This is a genomic window from Streptomyces sp. NBC_01244, from assembly GCF_035987325.1.
In the GTDB taxonomy this organism is placed as follows: Bacteria; Actinomycetota; Actinomycetes; order Streptomycetales; family Streptomycetaceae; genus Streptomyces.
In genome coordinates this window covers 5,997,800-6,015,743 of the sequence record NZ_CP108488.1, presented here as the reverse complement: position 1 = coordinate 6,015,743, position 17,944 = coordinate 5,997,800, and the positions used below count along the sequence as shown (strand labels likewise).

General features: G+C 70.7%; 21 protein-coding genes and 1 pseudogene. 6 read left to right on the top strand and 16 right to left on the bottom strand.

All coding sequences use genetic code 11. The annotated features are described in order from the left end of the window. Positions 1 to 128 precede the first annotated feature (128 nt). From OG247_RS27275 to OG247_RS27265, 3 genes are all read left to right on the top strand, one after another. Positions 129 to 542, top strand: coding sequence for a YciI family protein (locus OG247_RS27275; RefSeq protein ID WP_327254694.1), 414 nt, complete (start codon positions 129 to 131; stop codon positions 540 to 542). A 7-nt stretch (positions 543 to 549) separates the two neighbouring features. Beyond that, positions 550 to 1,698, top strand: coding sequence for an RNA polymerase sigma factor (locus tag OG247_RS27270; protein ID WP_327257643.1), 1,149 nt, complete (start codon positions 550 to 552; stop codon positions 1,696 to 1,698). Positions 1,699 to 1,766: 68 nt separating this feature from the next. Beyond that, entirely contained in the window at positions 1,767 to 2,162 is a 396-nt protein-coding gene (locus OG247_RS27265; protein WP_327254693.1) for a nuclear transport factor 2 family protein, read from the top strand. 5 nt (positions 2,163 to 2,167) lie between these two features. Here OG247_RS27265 and OG247_RS27260 read toward each other — a convergent pair whose 3' ends face one another. Further along, positions 2,168 to 2,941 carry a hypothetical protein gene (locus OG247_RS27260; RefSeq protein WP_327254692.1) on the bottom strand — a complete coding sequence of 258 codons (774 nt, stop codon included), beginning with the start codon at positions 2,939 to 2,941 and terminating at the stop codon, positions 2,168 to 2,170. An 86-nt stretch (positions 2,942 to 3,027) separates the two neighbouring features. Further along, positions 3,028 to 3,528 (bottom strand): ATP-binding protein, encoded by a 501-nt coding sequence (locus tag OG247_RS27255; protein ID WP_327254691.1) that lies wholly within the window; start codon positions 3,526 to 3,528, stop codon positions 3,028 to 3,030. A gap of 216 nt (positions 3,529 to 3,744) precedes the next feature. On the opposite strand from OG247_RS27255, the gene OG247_RS27250 reads away from it, so the two are divergent. Both OG247_RS27250 and OG247_RS27245 read left to right on the top strand, forming a co-directional pair. Next, on the top strand, positions 3,745 to 4,596 hold the full coding sequence (locus OG247_RS27250; RefSeq protein WP_327254690.1) for a helix-turn-helix domain-containing protein: 852 nt from the start codon (positions 3,745 to 3,747) through the stop codon (positions 4,594 to 4,596). 11 nt (positions 4,597 to 4,607) lie between these two features. Next, on the top strand, positions 4,608 to 4,805 hold the full coding sequence (locus OG247_RS27245) for a hypothetical protein (RefSeq protein WP_327254689.1): 198 nt from the start codon (positions 4,608 to 4,610) through the stop codon (positions 4,803 to 4,805). A gap of 38 nt (positions 4,806 to 4,843) precedes the next feature. On the opposite strand, the gene OG247_RS27240 is transcribed toward OG247_RS27245, so the two are convergent. From OG247_RS27240 to OG247_RS27175, 14 genes and pseudogenes are all read right to left on the bottom strand, one after another. Next, entirely contained in the window at positions 4,844 to 5,479 is a 636-nt protein-coding gene (locus tag OG247_RS27240) for an OmpA family protein (protein ID WP_327254688.1), read from the bottom strand. 4 nt (positions 5,480 to 5,483) lie between these two features. Then, positions 5,484 to 6,071 (bottom strand): hypothetical protein, encoded by a 588-nt coding sequence (locus OG247_RS27235; protein WP_327254687.1) that lies wholly within the window; start codon positions 6,069 to 6,071, stop codon positions 5,484 to 5,486. A gap of 31 nt (positions 6,072 to 6,102) precedes the next feature. Further along, a complete protein-coding gene (locus OG247_RS27230) occupies positions 6,103 to 6,717 on the bottom strand; it encodes a pilus assembly protein TadG-related protein (RefSeq protein WP_327254686.1) in 615 nt (204 codons plus the stop codon). Further along, positions 6,717 to 6,917, bottom strand: coding sequence for a hypothetical protein (locus OG247_RS27225; RefSeq protein WP_327254685.1), 201 nt, complete (start codon positions 6,915 to 6,917; stop codon positions 6,717 to 6,719). Before OG247_RS27225 ends, OG247_RS27230 begins: the two co-directional genes overlap by 1 nt. 110 nt (positions 6,918 to 7,027) lie before the next feature. Beyond that, positions 7,028 to 7,714 carry a response regulator transcription factor gene (locus OG247_RS27220; RefSeq protein WP_327257642.1) on the bottom strand — a complete coding sequence of 229 codons (687 nt, stop codon included), beginning with the start codon at positions 7,712 to 7,714 and terminating at the stop codon, positions 7,028 to 7,030. Next, the gene (locus tag OG247_RS27215) at positions 7,714 to 8,949 is read right to left on the bottom strand and encodes a sensor histidine kinase (protein ID WP_327254684.1); all 1,236 of its coding nucleotides are present in this window, start codon (positions 8,947 to 8,949) and stop codon (positions 7,714 to 7,716) included. Before OG247_RS27215 ends, OG247_RS27220 begins: the two co-directional genes overlap by 1 nt. Positions 8,950 to 8,952: 3 nt before the next feature. Further along, entirely contained in the window at positions 8,953 to 9,843 is an 891-nt protein-coding gene (locus OG247_RS27210; protein WP_327257641.1) for a DUF5936 domain-containing protein, read from the bottom strand. Between the two features lie 13 nt (positions 9,844 to 9,856). Further along, positions 9,857 to 10,795, bottom strand: coding sequence for a type II secretion system F family protein (locus tag OG247_RS27205; protein ID WP_327254683.1), 939 nt, complete (start codon positions 10,793 to 10,795; stop codon positions 9,857 to 9,859). After that, entirely contained in the window at positions 10,792 to 12,165 is a 1,374-nt protein-coding gene (locus OG247_RS27200; protein WP_327254682.1) for a CpaF family protein, read from the bottom strand. Before OG247_RS27200 ends, OG247_RS27205 begins: the two co-directional genes overlap by 4 nt. Before the next feature lie 7 nt (positions 12,166 to 12,172). Then, positions 12,173 to 12,556, bottom strand: coding sequence for a TadE/TadG family type IV pilus assembly protein (locus OG247_RS27195; protein WP_327254681.1), 384 nt, complete (start codon positions 12,554 to 12,556; stop codon positions 12,173 to 12,175). 1 nt (position 12,557) lies between these two features. Next, the gene (locus tag OG247_RS27190) at positions 12,558 to 12,887 is read right to left on the bottom strand and encodes a TadE/TadG family type IV pilus assembly protein (protein WP_327254680.1); all 330 of its coding nucleotides are present in this window, start codon (positions 12,885 to 12,887) and stop codon (positions 12,558 to 12,560) included. Positions 12,888 to 12,941: 54 nt separating this feature from the next. Then, positions 12,942 to 14,205 (bottom strand): annotated as a pseudogene (locus OG247_RS27185) (AAA family ATPase). Between the two features lie 7 nt (positions 14,206 to 14,212). Then, on the bottom strand, positions 14,213 to 14,917 hold the full coding sequence (gene cpaB, locus OG247_RS27180) for a Flp pilus assembly protein CpaB (protein ID WP_327254679.1): 705 nt from the start codon (positions 14,915 to 14,917) through the stop codon (positions 14,213 to 14,215). Between the two features lie 39 nt (positions 14,918 to 14,956). Then, positions 14,957 to 15,895 carry a hypothetical protein gene (locus OG247_RS27175; protein WP_327254678.1) on the bottom strand — a complete coding sequence of 313 codons (939 nt, stop codon included), beginning with the start codon at positions 15,893 to 15,895 and terminating at the stop codon, positions 14,957 to 14,959. 311 nt (positions 15,896 to 16,206) lie between these two features. On the opposite strand from OG247_RS27175, the gene OG247_RS27170 reads away from it, so the two are divergent. Then, the gene (locus OG247_RS27170; RefSeq protein ID WP_442813416.1) at positions 16,207 to 17,943 is read left to right on the top strand and encodes a chitinase; all 1,737 of its coding nucleotides are present in this window, start codon (positions 16,207 to 16,209) and stop codon (positions 17,941 to 17,943) included. The last annotated feature ends 1 nt before the right edge of the window (position 17,944 follow it).

Sequence of the window (17,944 nt, the reverse complement as noted above, 5' to 3'; positions counted from 1 at the left end):
ATCCGCCCGGTCCGGCTCCTCGGCATCCCGTGGAAAAAACTTCGGCGGTGATGTCGAGAACCCGTGCCGGGCTCCGTCTCCTCCGTGAGAGCGGCCAGAATGGGCCGCACCGCACCGAGGAGACCGTCATGGCCAAGTACCTGCTTCTCAAGCACTACCGCGGCGCCCCGGCTGCCGCCAACGACGTCCCCATGAGCGAGTGGGCGCCGGAGGAGATCACGGCCCACATCCAGTACATGCGCGACTTCGCGGACCGGCTGGAGGGCAGCGGCGAGTTCGTCGACGGTCAGGCCCTCGCCCCCGAGGGGACCTGGGTCCGCTACGACGGCGAGGGCCGGCCGCCGGTCACCGACGGCCCCTTCGCCGAGACGAAGGACCTGATCGCCGGGTGGATGGTGATCGACGTCGACAGCTACGAGCGCGCCGTCGAGCTGGCCGGTGAGCTGTCGGCGGCCCCCGGGGCGGGCGGCAAGCCCATCCACGAGTGGCTGGAGCTGCGCCCGTTCCTGGCGGCGCCGCCCACCGTCCCCGAGTGCCACTGACGTGCACATCGACGAGGCCCTCCTGCGGAGCCTCACCCCGAACGTCCTCGGAATCCTCGTCCGCCGCGGAGCAGACTTCGCGGCGGCCGAGGACGCCGTCCAGGAGGCCCTGCTCGAAGCGGTGCGCGTCTGGCCCGAGGACCCTCCCCGGGATCCGAAGGCCTGGCTGGTCACGGTGGCCTGGCGCCGGTTCCTCGACGCGACGCGGGCGGACACCGCCCGCCGCCGTCGCGAGGACCGGGTGGAGGAGGAGCCCGCGCCCGGCCCCGCGCCCGCGGTGGACGACACGCTCCAGCTCTACTTCCTGTGCGCCCACCCGTCGTTGACCCCGTCCTCCGCCGTCGCGCTCACCCTGCGCGCCGTAGGCGGACTCACGACGCGCCAGATCGCGGCGGCCTACCTCGTCCCCGAGGCGACCATGGCGCAGCGCATCAGCCGCGCCAAGCGGACCGTCTCCGACGTCCGCTTCGACAGCCCCGGCGACGTCGGCACGGTCCTGCGCGTCCTCTACCTGGTCTTCAACGAGGGCTACTCCGGGGACATGGACCTCGCCGCCGAGGCCATCCGCCTCACCCGTCGCCTGGCGGCCTCCATCGACCACCCCGAGGTGTCCGGGCTCCTTGCCCTGATGCTGCTCCACCACGCCCGGCGCGCGACGCGCACCACCCCCGACGGCGGCCTGATCCCCCTCGCCGAGCAGGACCGCGGCCGCTGGGACCGGGCGCTGATCGCCGAGGGGATCGGCATCCTCCACCCGGCCCTCGCCCGCGACCGGCTGGGCGAGTTCCAGGCGCAGGCCGCCATCGCCGCCCTCCATGCCGACGCGCAGCGCACCGAGGAGACCGACTGGGTGCAGATCGTGGAGTGGTACGACGAGCTGGTCCGGCTCACCGACAGCCCGATCGCCCGCCTCAACCGCGCGGTGGCGGTCGGCGAGGCCGACGGCCCGCGCGCCGGCCTGGCGGCCCTCGCGGAACTGGACGCCACGCTCCCCCGCCACACGGCGGTGGCCGCGTACCTCCACGAACGCGACGGCGACCTGGCAGCGGCGGCCCGCCTGTACGCCGAGGCGGCCCACCAGGCCCCCAACCTCGCGGAACGCGACCACCTGACCCGCCAGGCGGCCCGCCTGAACTCCGCCCGCCGGCGCGGGTGACGGCCGCCGGGCGGGGAGATTCCCGGGACGCCCGTCCGTCGGCGGGTGCGTCTGGCAGGGTGTGGCGCATGGAGCCGTCGAGAGTCGTAGAGGCACTGTGGGACCGGATCCAGGCACGGGACTGGGACGGCGTCGCCCTGCTGGTCGCGCCGGACGCGGTCGTCGAGTGGCCGGTCAGCGGTGAACGCATCGTGGGCGGCAAGAACTACGTCGCGGTGAACCGTGAGTATCCGGAGGGCTGGGTGATCCGTGTGCTGCGGATCGTCGCCGCCGGCGATGAGGTCGTCTCCGAGGTGGAGGTCCCGCACGAAAGCCTCGGGGTATTCCGTGCGGCGTCGTTCTGGACCGTCCGCGACGGACGGATCGTCCGCGGGACGGAGTACTGGACGAGCCTCGGCGCCGACACCCGCCCGGAGTGGCGGGCGGCTTTCACCGAGCCCCCGCAGCCGGACACCGCAGGCTGAACCGGTCAGGACGCAGCCGCGCCCCGCTTCGGCTTCCGCCTCACATCGGCCACGCTGACACCCTCTTCCTCCGTGGCCCCGAACGCTTCGACGCTCACGCCGCCGCTGGTTCCCGTGACCTCCAGGGCCAGCCGGCTTCCCATCAAGCGCAGGTCGACCCTTGCCCGGGGCGCGCCCGCGTGGTCCGGCATCCGGTGGATGTACGCGGCCGGGTAGCCGAGGTCCGTCAGCTTCTTCCGCATCGCCTGGTAGCCGGCCGTCTTCGTGTTCCTGAAGGCCTCGCTCACACGCCGTACGTGGTCTGCGCCGAAGCACTCCTCCGCAGCGCTCAGAGCCACCTCCTCCTTCGGGTCGGGCGCGGTGAAGTCGGGGTCCGGCTCCGGCGGTGCGGGAGCATCCGGCAGGGGGACCGGTATGCCGGTGTCGGCGCGCGGAGGCTCCGGCGGCGTCCCGCCCGGCGCGTACTCCGGCCCCGGAACACCCAGCGGGCCCGGCGGCCGCTCGGGCTCGCGCGGGACCCGCGCGGCCCGGAACTCCTCGACCGAGACGCCCTTCTCGTCCGCAACCTCCTGATCGCAACTCGACGGCATGGTGCTCATCAGCTCCAGGAACCGCAGAAACTCCTCCTCGCTCGGCGCGGCGTCCTGCGCGCTCGCCGGCAGGGCGCCGCTGCCCGCGAGGGCCTGATCGGTGGTGGCGTTCCGGGTACCGCAGCCGGACAGCAGCACGCAGCCGAGTACGGCCAGCAGCAGGGGCTTCGGAAGGGAAAGTGATCGCATGCCCGCATCATGCTGCGACCGGTTCACGGGCCACATGAGTACGCCTACTCACCTCACCCCGGGCAGTTGGGGCACGACCGCGCCCGTCAGGAGGTGAGGTACCCGGCGGCCCCCGCGACCGGCAGACTCGCCCAGGTCCGCGTCCCGCCGCCGGGCTCCCGCGACTCCCCGAACCCCCAGGCCCCGCCGCAGTCCCGCACGACGGCGGCCATGACCCGCAGGGCGGCCCGGCGGCGGGCCTCGCAGTGGGCGGCGAGGCGGGGGTGGGCGTGGGGCGGGTGCCCGTCGTACACGGTGAGGCGCAGCGCCCCCTCGCGGTGACGGAGGGCGAGGTAGAGGCTCCGGCCCGGGTCCAAGTACCAGGCCGCGGCAATGAGTTCGCCGACGACTTGCACGGCGGCGGGTACGACACGGTCGAGGCGGTGGGCGTGGAGCACGGACCGTACGGTGCTGCGCGCGATCTGCGCGCTGTACGGCTCCCCGGGCACGGTCAGGCTGCACGACAGCCCGTCGGGAGACGGCGGCTCGTCGCTCGGCGGACAAGCGTCGAAGCAGCCGGGGCTGGCGGGCATGAAGGGGCTGAGCATGACGGACTCCCTGTCGTGAGCGGTGGTTGCTCTCGCGTTTGGTGGGGGCAGTGGCTCGTCGCCGAGGCCGAGGCATGCTGCGGCGATGCACTTCCAACTCCCTTGCGTGAGCGGTGCATTACCGAATGTAGCGCGCACGGGCCTTTTTTGGCCCGCTGCACGGCAGAAGTCAGCCGTTCGTGCACGAGGGGCTGGCGACGCGTAAGACTGCACCCCATGACCGCGAGGACAACTCCCACCGAGCGCCAGAAGCGACTGGGTTACGAACTGCGCCGAATGCGCACGTCAGCAGGGATGTCGGCCGAGTTCGCGGCGAGCCTCCTGGCCGTGGACCGGGGCGCGATCTCCGCGATGGAGTCGGGCACGCGCGCCATCTCGACGGAACGGCTCCGCACCCTGGCAGCCAACTGCCAGGTGGACGACGAGCGATACATCGCCGGACTGACGGACATGGCCCTGCCCGCCGGCCCTCGATGGTGGGACCGCTACAGGGGTCAAGTACCTCAAGGCTTCATGGACATCGCCGAGCTGGAGTCCCGGAGCATCCGCATGCGGGTTGCCTACCCGCTCCACATGCCGGGGCTGCTGCAGACCTCGGATCACGCCCTCGCCGTGTTCCGCATGGTCATCCCCGCACTCCCCGAGCACGAGGTCGCATTGCGGCTGGCACTGCGCATCGAGCGCCAGAAGGTCCTGGACGGCGAGAACGCTCCCGCGTTCGTGGCCGTCGTGCACGAGGCCGCACTACGGATGCGGTTCGGCAGTGCGGACGTCCTGCGGGCACAGCTGAACCACTTGATCCAGCGCTCCCAACAGGACAATGTGACCTTGCTAGTCCTCCCGTTCGAGGCGGGCGGCTTTCCTGGAGCGGGACAAACGGTGCTCTACGCGGAGGGGCCCACGGCGCAGCTCGACACTGTGCAGATCGACAACTCACACGGGCCCGATTTCCTCCACGCCGAGACCCAACTCGCGAAGTACCGAGGTCATTTCGAGCTGATGGAGCGGCTGGCGCTACCCCCGGGGCCCTCCCGGGAGTTCATCCGCGCCATCGCGAGCGAACTGTGAGAGGGGACACCGTGACCGACGTGACCTGGGAGGATCCCTTCTGCGGCGAGGGGAACTCCTGCTACCGGATCGGCGTGGACGGGGACGGCAACAGCTACATAGCCCTGTCCGGACAGGAGCACACCTACCTCACGGACACCCGCGAGGCCCTGCACCAGCTCATCCGGGACATCAAGGCCGGCAAGGCCGACCACCTGCTGACGGACTGACCCCGCCCCCGCCGGAGCGGGGGCGGAACGGTTCGGCTCTACTTGACGCTGCGCGGGAAGGTGATCTCCACGCGACGGTTCTTCTTGCGGCCTTCCTCGGTGCCGTTGTCAGCGATCGGGTAGTCCTCGCTGTAGCCGCGTACGTCGAAGGTGATGCCGGGATTGGTCACCGTCTTCGCCAGCTCGGCCTGGACCGCGTCGGCGCGCTTCTTGGAGAGTTCCTTGCCGTGCTCGTAGCTGCCCTGGTCGTCGGTGAAGCCGAAGACCCGGACGGTGGTGGCCTTCTGGGTGTTGATCTCCTGCGCGATGGCCTGGATACGGGCGGCGGCCTGAGCGTTGAAGATGGCACTGTCCTCGGGGAACATCACCTCGGACTGCAGCGCCATCATGACGGTCTGGTTCGTCTCCTGGCGCCGTTCCTCGCCCCCGATGTCCTCGACTACCTCGACCATGTCCAGCACCTTGGAGGGTGCGAGGATGCCGCCCTGCGGAAGTTTCAGCCCCGGGGAGTCGGGCCTGATGGGCGGAGGAGCAGAGGCCGAAGGTTCGGTGCCCGGGGGCACAGACGGCGTGACATCGTCCGCGTAGGCACTGGTCGCGCCGACGAAATGGGCCCCGGCGATGACGAGGCCAGCAACGGCTGTGGCAGCTGTGGTGCGATGGCGTTTGGTCATGGGGTCACCCGGAGATTTTGATGGCGGCCGCGGCAAAGGTCGGCAGACCGAACACGACCTCGGTTGTGGTGGCCGGTGGTGAGGGGAACTGCGCGAAGAAGGCAATGCTCTCCCCGCCCGAGATGGACGCGAGACCGGTAGTGCATGCACACCGCCCCTCTGTGTCACGCAGCACGAGGTAGCGCTTCTTACCAACAGCGTCGACCAAGCTTGCGCCAGCAACGGATCCAGGACTGGCCGTCCTCTCTTCGCCGCGCAGAGCCCCAAGTTTGCCGAACGGCTCGGAACCTGTGTTCTTGATCTGACCGCTGACGGTGACATACCCGTCTTGGTCACGAACAGCCGAATTGATCTCCAGTACAAGACTGGAAGGACCTTGCGCCTTAGCAATTACTTCGAGAGGACCCGAGTCCTTGCTCGCGGTGGGCGCGGGCTGCTGAGGACTACTCCCCTGGCTCTGGGGAGCCTCGGACTTCGTCGGCTCCTTCGTCTTCCCGCCATCTCCGCCGCACCCGGCCAACGCGAGGGCCAAGACCGCCGCAACCGCAACGGCCGCTCCCCCGCGGACCTTCACCTTCTGCCGAATGCCCATGTGCTCCGCTTCCTTGTCCGTCGGGTCGTTGTCAGTTGATCAGTCGCACATTGAAGAGCTGCCTCGCCAGCTTGGTCAATGAACCTGGAGTTGAGGGGTTCACTTTGACCTCACCTCGGCCCCTGCAGTCGATGACGACCGGACCGGGTGTCGCGCTGGGCGACGGCGTCGCTGTGGGGGTCGGCCCCGGCTGCAGGGTGCACCGAGGCTCGATCACGGCAGTCGCCGCGGCATGGCCCTTCATGTTCTCGGTTTCGGGGATAACCGTGTCCCCGATCGCCTGGCGAGTCTCCGTGGTGACGGTGAACCTCAAAACGCCAGGGCTGCATTCCGCAGTGGCACCGTTCGAGGCGGCAAAATCGCTCGCCTTCGCGCAAGCCCCGTTCAGGTTCAGCCGATCACCGTCAAGAATGTCTTCCCAGTCAGCGGGTGTGAGCGTGAGGAGATCCATGCCCACGAGCAGGTTGTCCCTGGCCTCCCGGGCAGCGGCGAGCGCCGCCGCATCGGCGGCACCCTGCGCATCGCTGCGCGTGGCCCCCGCCATACCGACGACGACGAAGGCCAACGCGGCGAAGAGCAGGCAGGCCATCATCGCGACATAGAAAGGGAGGACCTGGCCCCGGTCACGCGAGCCAGGGCCGGTCATCAACCCGTGATCTTCTTCAAGGCCACATCGATGGCACCCACGAGGTCGCCCGCCAACCCAGACGCAATGATCGCCGTGATGATCAACCCAATGATCACGATGATCCCCAGGTACTCGAAGACCGTCTGCCCCTCGTCCCCACCCTGCCGCACGCGGTTCTTCCGCTCCACGATCGCCTTGAGCAGCTTGAGGTTCTGCATGGGAGTCCTCTCCAGAGCCGGCGCCGATATCGGTTCGCGGACGGTACGTCGACGCACCAGCAGTTGCAAAGGGTCCCGGGACCCAATTACGGACCCACTGCGCACTCCGTCTACCCATGGCCAGCCACCCCCGGACGGGCGGTTCCCAGCCAACGGGCTATCGCCTCGCTGCGCGTAGCGGTCTGGAGCTTCGCGAAGATCCGGTTGATGTGGTTCTTGACCGTCTTCTCGCTGATAAAACAACTGGCTGCGATCTGCTGGTTACTCATGCCGGAAGCGATGAGACCCATGACCTCCTCCTCACGTGAACTCAGCCCGAACACAGCATGGTTGGGAAGACGCTCCGTCGACTGTCCCACAGTTCGTTGCGGATGCGAAGAGGTCCGGAGTTCTGCGAGCACCGCGCTGGCCGCCGTCGGGCTGAAATGCGCCCGGCCGGCGCGGACGTCGCGGACCGCTGCGACGAGGTGATCCGGCGTGAATTCGCCGTGCACCAAGTAGCCGCCCGCACCCAGCAACAGCGTCTCCCGGACGATCTCCGACTCCTGGCTGTACGTCAGCATCAGCACCGGCGCGAGCTGCACGAGGTGCGGCAGCGCCGAGATGCCGTCCACGCCCGGCATCCGTACGTCCAGCAGGACCACATCCGGGGTGTGGAGCCGAGTCAGGTGGAGCGCCTCGCGCCCGTCCGCCGCCTCTGCCGCCACCTGGATGTCCTCGGCGGTGCCCAGGAGGGCCGCCAGGCCGGCCCGTACGACCGGGTTGTCGTCGGCGATGAGCACGCGCAGCGGCGCCATCACGCACCCCTCCCGGCGGCAAGGGCCGTCAGAGGAAGGGCCAGGCGGACCTGTGTCCCCTGCTGCCGATCCGGGCGGGCCCCTATGTGGAGGCGGGCGCCGATCGCGGCCGCGCGTTCCGTCATGCCGATCAGGCCGAAGCGGCCCGCGCCGTGCAGCGTCGAGAGGTCCACGGCACCCGGGAGGCCCCGGCCGTCATCCTCGATCACCAGCACCAGCTCAGACGCGGCTACGGCCGCCTCGACCGTGACTCGCGCGGCTCCCGAGTGCCGCCGGGCGTTCTCCAGGGCCTCCCCCGCCACCGCCAGCAGGTGCCGGGCCACCGGGGCGGGCACCACCGGGAGGGTGCCGGTCACGCGCAGCTCGGCCTCGCCGGGGGCTATCCGGGCCTGGAGTTCCGATTCCAGGGACACCCCCGGCTCGTCCAGGTCCCGCCGCAGGTCGGCCAGTACGTCCCGGGACTCCGCCACCGCGCGGCGGGCCGCCCCGGACACCAGGGCGGCCTGGCGGCGGAGGGTCGCCGGGTCAGACGTACGGGTCAGGGAGTCGGCGGCCAGGGCGAGGCCGTGCAGGGTCTTCGCGACGGAGTCGTGCAACTCGCGGGACAAGTGGTCCCGTTCGGCCTGCACCGCCTCCGCCACCGCCTGGCGGGCTCGGGTCTCCAGCAGGGCCTGGCCGGCCGTCCCGAAGCGGAGGAGCAGGCCGCGCAGGCTGGCCCCGGCCGCGCCCGCCAGGACGCAGAGCACCGCCAGCGTCAGGGCCTCGGCGACCACCGCCACCACGGCCGCCTGGACCACCGCGTAGACCGCCGCGCCGGGCCGGCCGTAGACGATCCCGGCGAGGAGTGGAGTGCACACCGAGGCGAGGAGGAGCGGGGAGCCGGGGGTGGCCGTCAGGAACAGGAGTCCGCCGAAGAAGGCCCAGTCGACCGCCAGGGGCCAGCGGTGGCGCAGGAGCAGCGGTCCGAAGCGCTCCCAGTCGCGGAGCAGGACGTAGGACAGCAGGAAGGTGAGCAGGACCGCGCCGCCCGCGAGGTGCGTCGGCGCGCCGGGCGCCGTGCGGCTCAGCACCACCGGCGTCGCGAGGGCGATCATCACGAGGCGGAAGGCGAAGACCTGGCGGCACAGCGCCTGTAGGGCGTTGGCCTGGAGGGCGATCGGCAGCTGCACCGCGGGGCGGGCGGACGGACGGTCCCGTGCGGCGGCTGACGCCGTGGCGTCGAGCGAGGAGGTCATGGCTCACCCGCCCCCGAACATGGCGCCGAAGTCGACGTCGGCTCCGTACACGAAGCCGCCGATCAGAAGGATCATGGTCCCGGGGAGCATGAACATCGTGACGACGAAAGTGGCCTTCGGGACGGCCTTGGCGGCCCTGCGGCGGGCGTTCTGCGCGTCCGTGCGCCGCATGTCCTCGGCGATGGCGATCAGGGTGTCGACGATCGGGGAGCCCAGTTCCTCGCCCTGCTGGAGGGCGGTGACGAACTGCGCCACCTGCTCGGAGTCGTTCCGCCGGCGCAGCTCGTCGAAGGCCTGGCGGCGGCTGACGCCCATGGTCATCTGTTGCAGCGTGATCCGGATCTCGTCGGACCACGGGCCCTCGTACTTGTCCGCCACCCGCTCCAGCGCGGGCCGGAAGCCGAGCCCGGCACTGACGACCACCGCGAGGACGTCCAGGAAGTCCGGCAGGGTCCGGTCGATGTGGTCGCGGCGGATCCGGATCGCCGACCAGAGGCCTGCCTCGATCCAGAACAGGCCGAAGGCCACCATCAACAGGGCCAGGATCAGCTGGCCGTTGATGAGCATGGCGAAGGCCCCGACGCCGCCGAGGAAGGCGTAGACGGCACGGCGTGCGGCGTAGCGGTCGATGGTCAGGCCGGACGGGTTGCCCGCCGTGTCGATCTGGCGGCGTTTGCGCGCCACCCGGTCGGGGCCCATCAGGCGCAGTATCAGCGGCGCGTAGCGGATGCCGATCCGGTCGATGAGCGAGCCGACGGCCGTCGTGCGGGTGGCACCGACCTCCAGGGCCAGCATCAGGTCGGACGGGAGTTTGGTGTCGGCGCGGTAGAGCCGGACGCCCTGGAACACGCCGAAGACCGACAGGCCCACGGCCAGGGCCAGGAGCAGCGCGATCATGCGGACCTCCTCATACGTCGATCTTGGACAAGCGGCGGATGGCGAGGAACCCGAGCGCGAAGAGGCCGAGGGCGATCAGCACGAGGGTCTGGCCGAGGACGGATCCGGTCATCCGGTCCAGCGCGCCCGGCATCATCGCGTCGACGAGGAGCAGCGAGCCGACACCCATCACCGGCACCAGGTAGGCCGTGGCCGTGACCTGGGACAACTGGGTACGGACCTCTCTACGGGTCTCCTTGCGCTGCTCCAGCGTCACCGTCAGGTTGCGCAGGCTGCCGACGATCGCGCCGCCCGCGCGGGCGGACAGGACGAGCGTGGATACCAGAACGACCAACTCGCGGGAGGGCAGCCGTTCTTCGATCTCGCCCAGGGCCTCCTCGATGGAGTGGCCCACCGCGAGCCGGTCGGCGACGCGCGCCAGTTCCTCGCCGGCCGGTGCCTCCAGCTCCTCGGCCGCCATGCCGATGGCCGTCCGCAGGGCCAGGCCGGCCTGGGTGGCGTTGGCGAGGATCCGGGCCAGGTCGGGGAGCTGGTTGATGAACCGCTCCGTGCGGCGCGACCGCTGCCAGTTGAGGAAGGCGTTGGCCCCCCACAGGGCGATCAGCCCGGCCACCGGGCCGAAGAACGGGGCCAGGAAGGAGGCCGAGACCAGCCAGATCCCGGCGACCGTGGCCAGCATGTAGACGAAGTACTCGCCCACGGTGAGGTCCAGGCCGGTCACCGCGAGCTTGCGCTCGATGCCGCGCCCCAGCTGGGTCTTGCGCAGGCGCCGGTCCGCGCCCTGGAAGCGGCGCCTGCGGCCGAGGGGCGCGGGGACGCCGGTCGCCGAGAGGCGCTCGATGAGCGCGGCGCGCTGGGCGCGGCCCGTGGCGTAGGCGTGGAGGCCGACGACCACCAGGACGCAGGCCAGCAGCGTGGCGCCGAGGGTGAGGAGGACCAGTGGGTTCACAAGGCGGTCCGGGTGATGCGGGCGGGCAGGGGGCCGGTGAGGGGGTCCGTGAGCGGGTCGACCGTCGCCGGCTCGACCCCGAAGGCCTGCGGGATCGGCTGGTTGTTCATGTAGAGGCGGTCCGCGAGCCAGCGCGGCAGCGGGTAGTACTCGAAGCGGCCGTGGACGCGGCCGTCGGGCCCCATGGGCATCGCCGCGAAGCGGCAGACCGTCGTGATGCGGAAGGGCTCGCGGCCGTGCGAGTCGAGGAGCGAGATCTCGGTGATGCGGCGCGTGCCGTCGCCGAAGCGGGTGAGCTGGACGATGACGTGGACGGCGCTGTTGATCTGGTCCTGGAGGGCTTCGAAGGGGATCTCCACCTCGGACATCGAGGCGAGGGTCTGCAGGCGCATCAGGGCGTCGACGGAACTGTTCGCGTGCACGGTGGCGAGCGAACCGTCGTGGCCGGTGGACATCGCCTGGAGCATGTCGAGCGTCTCGCCGCCGCGGACCTCGCCGACGATGATGCGGTCGGGGCGCATGCGCAGGGAGTTGCGGACCAGGTCGCGGATGGTGATCTCGCCCTTGCCCTCCACGTTGGCCGGGCGGGATTCGAGGCGGATGACGTGCGCCTGCTGGAGCTGGAGCTCGGCGGAGTCCTCGATGGTGATGATGCGCTCGCCCTCCGGGATCAGACCGGAGAGGGCGTTGAGGAGGGTGGTCTTGCCGGTGCCGGTGGCGCCCGAGACGATCACGTTCAGCTTCGCCGTCACGAGCCCCGACAGCAGGAGGACCATCTGCTCGTCGAGGGAGCCGACGCCGATCAACTCGTGCAGGGTGAAGGCGCGGGGGAAGCGGCGGATCGTGAGGGTGGCGCCGGTCAGCGAGAGCGGCGGGATGATCACGTTGACGCGCTCGCCGCTGGGCAGGCGGGCGTCGACCATCGGATTCGCCTCGTCCACACGGCGGTTGACCGTGGAGACGATGCGCTCGATGGTCTGCATCAGCTGCTCGTGCGAGGCGAAGCGGAGCGGGAGCTGCTCCACGCGGCCGGAGCGCTCCACGAAGATCTGGTCGGGGCCGTTGACCATGATCTCGGAGATGGTGGGGTCTTCGAGGAGCGGTTCGAGCACACCGAGGCCGAGGGCCTCGTCCACGACGCGGCGGATGAGCTGGGCGCGCTCGGCGGTGGAGAGGACCGGCCCCTCGCGGCTGATGATGTGGCCGAGTACGCGCTCCAGGCGCGCGCGGCGCTCAGTCGGCGCGAGCGCGGACATCTCGGCGAGGTCGATCTCCTCCAGCAGCTTCGCGCGGTACGAGGAGACCAGGCGGCCGTCCTCGCGCGGGTTGTGGCGGTCGTCGGGGGTGTTCACCCTGGAACGCAGGCTCATGGCGCGGTCACCTCGGATCGTCGTTGGGCATGACGGCGGTCCGGGTGACGGGGCGGGAGTCGATCCCGGGCACGACCGAGTTGATCATGATGGTCACGGTCGCCGTGACCGTGTCAGGCAACGACGCCACGTCGACGACCGTGCTCGCGGCCGTGCCGAGACTCGGTCTGATCGACGCCCTGCCGGCGGCCGCACCCTCGCCCGGATTGCGCGCCTCCACGCGCGCCGCCGTACGAGCGGCCGTCTCGGCCTGCTGCGTCACGTACGCGGTCCAGCCGAGCTGGATCCCGCCGAGCCCGACCAGGAGCAGGAAGGGCAGGAACCCGATGTACTCCAGGGCGACTTGGCCCCGGTCACGATGGTTGTCGCGGATAGTGGGCTTCCGGTTCATCTCACTCCTCCTCATTCGGGGAGCCGCCCGTGCCGACGATGTCGATGTCGAGGTTGAGACCCGGAAGCAGGACCGGGAGGTTGAGCGTGACCTCGGCTTTGAAGAGCTTCCCCGACACGTAGCAGTTCGGGGTGCCCATGTCCCACGCCTCGGAGATGTGCTCCGCCGCGGCCTCCTGACACGCGCCGACGCCGTCCACCGCACCCACCCGCGCCGCCTCGTCCGCCGCGTTCCCGGCCAGGGAGTACGCGTACCCGATGAGCACGCACTCCCACACCGCCACCACGATGAGCAGGATGAAGGGGAGCATGCCGACGAACTCGATCGCCACCTGCCCCTGATCACCCCGGCCGCGCACCCGGGCCCATCTCCGCCCCGCCACCCCTCAGCCCTCCCGCCCGCGCCGCGACCACGGTCCGAATGCGCCCCGGTCGCCGCCTCGCAGGCGAGCCACCGGGCCGGAGCCCCGTACGGCCAAAACCCCGCCCGGCTGCTCCGGGACGGCGGCCGGCTCCGCGTCGGGGGCGGCGAGCAGTCCCAGCTCCCCCGCCACCGCCCACAGGGCCTGCTTGACCGTCGAGCGGTTGTCGAGGTCCTGGACCCGGCCCGCGTCGACGACGGCCTGGAGTTCCTTGAAGGCGGCCGGCACGGGGGTGCGTACCGCCCGGGTCTTGGTGATCTTCTGGATCAGGGCGGGCTGGATCTCCGTCTGCTTGGTCCAGCGGTTGACGACCGTCGTCGTCTCCTCCGCCTTCCTGACCTGGAGGCGTTCCCACATCCGGACCATCCGCTTGGCCGCCCGTACGGCGACCACGTCGGGGGTGGTGACCAGGACGGCCACGTCGGCCAGCTCCACCGCGGCCGCGTTGGCGCCGGTCACCTGGGTGCCGCAGTCGATGACGACCAGCTCGTAGCGGGCGCGCAGGGCGGCGATCACGTGCCGGGCGGCGCGGTCGTCGACCTCCTCGCCCCGTTCGCCGTCCGCCGGGGCCAGGAGCAGCGCGAGACCCGTGCGGTCGTCGTAGACGGCGTCCTGGAGGACCCGCGGGGAGATGTCCTGGATGCCGGCGAGGTCGGCGATGGAGCGGCGGAACTGCACGTCGGGCCGTACGCCGGCCGGCCGCCACCGCGGCGAGCGCGAACTGCACGGCCGCGAAGGTGGCGCCGACTCCGCCCTTGGCCCCGGTGACCGTGACGACCCTGCCGCCCGGCCCGCTGGGCAGCTCCGGGCCCCGGCCCAGGTGGCGGCGTACGCCTACGGACCACTGGGCGGCGGCCTGGACGCGGGCGGCGAGCTCCTCGTAGGCGAGGGGCAGGCCGATCAGGCCGCGGGCGCCGGAGTCCATGGCGGCGGAGAAGAGCGCCGGGCTCGCGTCGGAGGTGAGGAGGACGACGCCGACCGCGGGGAAGCGCAGGGCGACCTCGCGGATCAGCTCCAGGGCGGGGAGCGGACCGATCCGCTCGTGTACGAGGACCACCTCGGGCAGCTCGTCGATCGACTCGCCGGCCAGCCGGGCGAGCATGTCGAGGAGGAAGGTGGAGTCGGGGACGGGGGCGGCCGGCTCGGCGGCCGGGAGCTGGCTGAGCAGGGTGGCGATGATGCGCGCGGATTCCGGGTCGCCGACCGCGGGGAGGATACGGGTGGTCATCGGCGCCTCACCTGTCCCCTTCGAGGGTGTAGAAGTGATCGCCCGGGTTGGGCGCCGAATCGGTGCCGGGGGCCACCAGAGCCAGGCGTACGTGCACCGCGAAGGACTCGGCGTAGGCGACGCGCTGGGTGTCCTTGGTGGACAGGGCGAAGGTGATCGGGACGGCGTCGGTGGGGCTCTTCTTGTCGCTGTCCTTGGTGTCGAGGGCGGTCAGCTTGCCGACGTTGATGACGCGGGCGTTGGCCACCATGACCACGGACAGGTCGGGGTCGGTCGGCTTCTTGCCCTTGTAGGTGCCGATGATGTTGACCTTGGATCCAGGGGTGATCTTGCCCGCCACGCCCGTCGAGGCGTCGATCATGATCGCGATCTCCTGCTCCCCGGCCTGGAGCTTCGGCTTGTCGACGAACATGTCGCTCTGGAGGAGCGAGCCCTTCTTCAGGGCGGTGAGCGCCAGCTTGTCCTTGAGTACGGCCAGGTCGGTGACGGCGGTCTCGGACAGCCATCGCTTCGGGACCGTGACCTGCTCGAACTGGCCGGCCGCCAGGGGGGTGTACGGGGCTATGTCGCCCTTCACCCGGTAGGCGGCGACCTCGTTGCCGACCTTGGAGTTGACGTCTCCCACCACCACGAGGACTCCGCCGAAGGCGGCGAGGGCGCACAGGACCGACAGGATCAGCAGGATGACGCCGCGGCGCTGGCGTGAGTTCATGGCCGTCTTACCTCGCCGTTCTTCATTCGTTCGGGCCGGTCAGTGTCTGGATCTGGATCTGGGACGGAGCTGGGCCGCAGAGGCGGATCCGGATCCGGACCCGGCCGCCGTCGGGGGCGGGGCTGCCGGCGCGAGGAGCGGGGCGGCGCAGAAGCCGCAGCGGTCGCCGATGAGCTCGAAGCCGCACCAGCGGCACTCCTCGCGGCGGACCGAGGCGACGAGCTGGTAGAGCACCGAGGGGTCCGGGATGGCGGCCGCGAACTCCACCAGCTTCGGTGTGGCCCACCAGGCGGGCGAGTCGGCGGGCAGCTGGTTCTCCATGACGCCCTGGACCCGCCAGGCGGGGGCCAGGTCGGTGGCCACCCAGTCGGTGGTGAGCTGGCCGCGGGCGAAGGTGAGGTGGGTGGCGAACTCGGGGCCCGGGGGGAACGTGGCGCCGCCGCCGTGGGTTCCGCCGGAGCCCGAGCCCAGTTTGACCAGGTGCGGGGCCGGGTTGGCCAGTACGGCGAACTGGGCGTTCGGGGACCAGGACTTGGCGTGCGCCTTGAGCCCGACCGGTACCCGGTCCAGCTTGGCGACCGAGCCGAGCAGGGCGCCCGCGTAGATGTAGTGCGCCAGGAGCCGGGCGGCGGAGGCGAGGACTCCGGGGCTGAAGTCGCTGACGCTGAGCTGGCGCAGCTGACGTGCCAGCAGGCCGGTTCCCAGCGGCGGGAGATCGACGTCGACGAGGGCGATCCGGTCGGTTTCCAGGATGGCCCGGACGGTGTGCAGGCGGCGGACGGCGGAGGTCCGCAGCCAGGACGGTACGAGGACCACCAGGTGGCCGTGGCGCTCCAGCAGGCCGGCCGTCTGGGCGAGGGCGCCCTCCAGGTCGAGCTCCTCGGGCGGCGGCAGTACGGCGGCGGCCGGAGTGTGCCGGTCCGGGGCCGGCAGCACCAGATCGGCGCTGGTGACAGCAATGGCGATCGGCACGCGCATCCCCCCGTTCACCCGGTCATCCACGGGCGTTCCCCTGACCGCGGTGCGTGCGCGCATGCTGCGCGACCGCAAACGATCAACACCCTTCCCCCTTGCTCCAGCACCATATCCGCGTCCTTCCTGACAGGGCAGGGCCTTGCGAATTCCCGTGCCCCCGGCACGTGTCACGGAGGGCGGGAAAATCCGGACAACAAGGATCGCGAGACGACGGCCGGGTCGATCGGTTCAAGCCATATTGCAAAGACTCTTGACATGGACATTGGACTAGACCAACTTGGCCCTGGGGCACCCCACTTGCCCCAGACATGCCTATGACGCGTCCTCACTTCCCCACTCCCCCCACCGGAGCCCACGTGAACCGCATACGCTCCCTCGCCATCCCGCTCGCCGTGACCCTCGCCGCCGCCGGGCTCACCGCCCTGGCCTCCGGCACCGCCCAGGCCGCCGACGTCAACGTCGTCCGCAACGGCGGCTTCGAGTCCGGCCTCGCCAACTGGACGTGCACCTCCGGCAGCGGCGCCGTCGTCTCCTCCCCCGTCTTCGCGGGGGCCGGCGCCCTCAAGGCCACCCCGGCGGGCCAGGACAACGCCCGGTGCAGCCAGGTCGTCACCGTCAAGCCCGGTTCGACCTACACGCTGAGCGAGCAGGTCAACGGCTCGTACGTGTACCTCGGCGCGACCGGGACCGGCACCCAGGACGTCTCCACCTGGACCCCCGGCACCGGCGGCGGCTTCCAGAAGCTGTCCACCACCTTCACCACCGGACCGAGCACCACCCAGGTCACCGTCTACACCCACGGCTGGTACGGCCAGCCGGGCTTCGTGGTCGACGAGTTCAGCGTCTTCGGCCCCGACGGCGGAGGCGGCACCGACCCCTCGCCGACCATCCCCGGCGCCCCGGCCGGCAGTGCCGTTTCCGGCCAGAGCTCCAGCGGGCTCACCCTTTCGTGGAACACGGTCAGCGGAGCCACCGGCTATTACGTGTATCAGGACGGCGTCCGCGTCCAGACCGTGACCTCGGGCACCTCCGCGCAGATCACCGGGCTCGCCGCGTCGACCACGTACTCCTTCCAGGTGAGCGCGTACAACGCGGCCGGCGAGGGCGCCAAGGGCGCGGCCGTCCCCGGCACCACCACCGGCGGCGGCGGCAACCCGAACCCGGCGGTGCCCAAGCACGCGGTGACCGGCTACTGGCAGAACTTCGACAACGGCGCGACCGTCCAGAAGATCTCCGACGTCTCGGCGCAGTACGACATCATCGCCGTCTCCTTCGCCGACGCCACGAGCACGCCCGGCGGCATCACCTTCAACCTCGACTCGGCCGGCCTCGGCGGCTACACGGTCCCCCAGTTCAAGGCGGACATCGCCGCGAAGAAGGCGGCCGGCAAGTCCGTCATCCTGTCCATCGGCGGCGAGAAGGGCACCATCTCGGTCAACGACTCGGCGTCCGCGACCAACCTCGCGAACTCCGCGTACGCGCTGATGCAGGAGTACGGCTTCACCGGGATCGACATCGACCTGGAGAACGGCCTGAACCCGACCTACATGACCCAGGCGCTGCGCGCGCTGGCGGCAAAGGCCGGGCCCTCGCTCGTCCTCACCATGGCCCCGCAGACCATCGACATGCAGTCCACGCAGGGCGGCTACTTCAAGACGGCGCTCGCGGTGAAGGACATCCTGACCGTCGTCAACATGCAGTACTACAACAGCGGCGCGATGCTCGGCTGTGACGGCAAGGTCTACTCCCAGGGCTCGGTGGACTTCCTCACCGCGCTGGCCTGCATCCAGTTGGAGGGCGGGCTCGACCCCTCGCAGGTGGGCATCGGGGTCCCGGCCTCCCCCAGCGGCGCGGGCAGCGGCTACGTCTCGCCGGCCATCGTGAACAACGCGCTGGACTGCCTGGCCAGGGGCACGGCCTGCGGGAGCTTCAAGCCGTCGAAGACCTACCCGGGACTGCGCGGCGCGATGACCTGGTCGACCAACTGGGACGCCAAGGCGGGTAGTGCTTGGTCCAACGCGGTGGGTCCGAAGGTCCACGGCCTGCCGTAGC

Excerpts from the sequence above, each read along its gene's own strand:
- OG247_RS27275 (WP_327254694.1), top strand. The coding sequence starts at position 129 with ATGGCCAAGTACCTGCTTCTCAAGCACTACCGCGGCGCCCCGGCTGCC.
- OG247_RS27265 (WP_327254693.1), top strand. The coding sequence starts at position 1,767 with ATGGAGCCGTCGAGAGTCGTAGAGGCACTGTGGGACCGGATCCAGGCA.
- OG247_RS27260 (WP_327254692.1), bottom strand. The coding sequence starts at position 2,941 with ATGCGATCACTTTCCCTTCCGAAGCCCCTGCTGCTGGCCGTACTCGGC.
- OG247_RS27255 (WP_327254691.1), bottom strand. The coding sequence starts at position 3,528 with ATGCTCAGCCCCTTCATGCCCGCCAGCCCCGGCTGCTTCGACGCTTGT.
- OG247_RS27250 (WP_327254690.1), top strand. The coding sequence starts at position 3,745 with ATGACCGCGAGGACAACTCCCACCGAGCGCCAGAAGCGACTGGGTTAC.
- OG247_RS27240 (WP_327254688.1), bottom strand. The coding sequence starts at position 5,479 with ATGACCAAACGCCATCGCACCACAGCTGCCACAGCCGTTGCTGGCCTC.
- OG247_RS27235 (WP_327254687.1), bottom strand. The coding sequence starts at position 6,071 with ATGGGCATTCGGCAGAAGGTGAAGGTCCGCGGGGGAGCGGCCGTTGCG.
- OG247_RS27230 (WP_327254686.1), bottom strand. The coding sequence starts at position 6,717 with ATGACCGGCCCTGGCTCGCGTGACCGGGGCCAGGTCCTCCCTTTCTAT.
- OG247_RS27225 (WP_327254685.1), bottom strand. The coding sequence starts at position 6,917 with ATGCAGAACCTCAAGCTGCTCAAGGCGATCGTGGAGCGGAAGAACCGC.
- OG247_RS27220 (WP_327257642.1), bottom strand. The coding sequence starts at position 7,714 with ATGGCGCCGCTGCGCGTGCTCATCGCCGACGACAACCCGGTCGTACGG.
- OG247_RS27215 (WP_327254684.1), bottom strand. The coding sequence starts at position 8,949 with ATGACCTCCTCGCTCGACGCCACGGCGTCAGCCGCCGCACGGGACCGT.
- OG247_RS27200 (WP_327254682.1), bottom strand. The coding sequence starts at position 12,165 with ATGAGCCTGCGTTCCAGGGTGAACACCCCCGACGACCGCCACAACCCG.
- OG247_RS27195 (WP_327254681.1), bottom strand. The coding sequence starts at position 12,556 with ATGAACCGGAAGCCCACTATCCGCGACAACCATCGTGACCGGGGCCAA.
- cpaB (WP_327254679.1), bottom strand. The coding sequence starts at position 14,917 with ATGAACTCACGCCAGCGCCGCGGCGTCATCCTGCTGATCCTGTCGGTC.
- OG247_RS27175 (WP_327254678.1), bottom strand. The coding sequence starts at position 15,895 with ATGCGCGTGCCGATCGCCATTGCTGTCACCAGCGCCGATCTGGTGCTG.
- OG247_RS27170 (WP_442813416.1), top strand. The coding sequence starts at position 16,207 with ATGACGCGTCCTCACTTCCCCACTCCCCCCACCGGAGCCCACGTGAAC.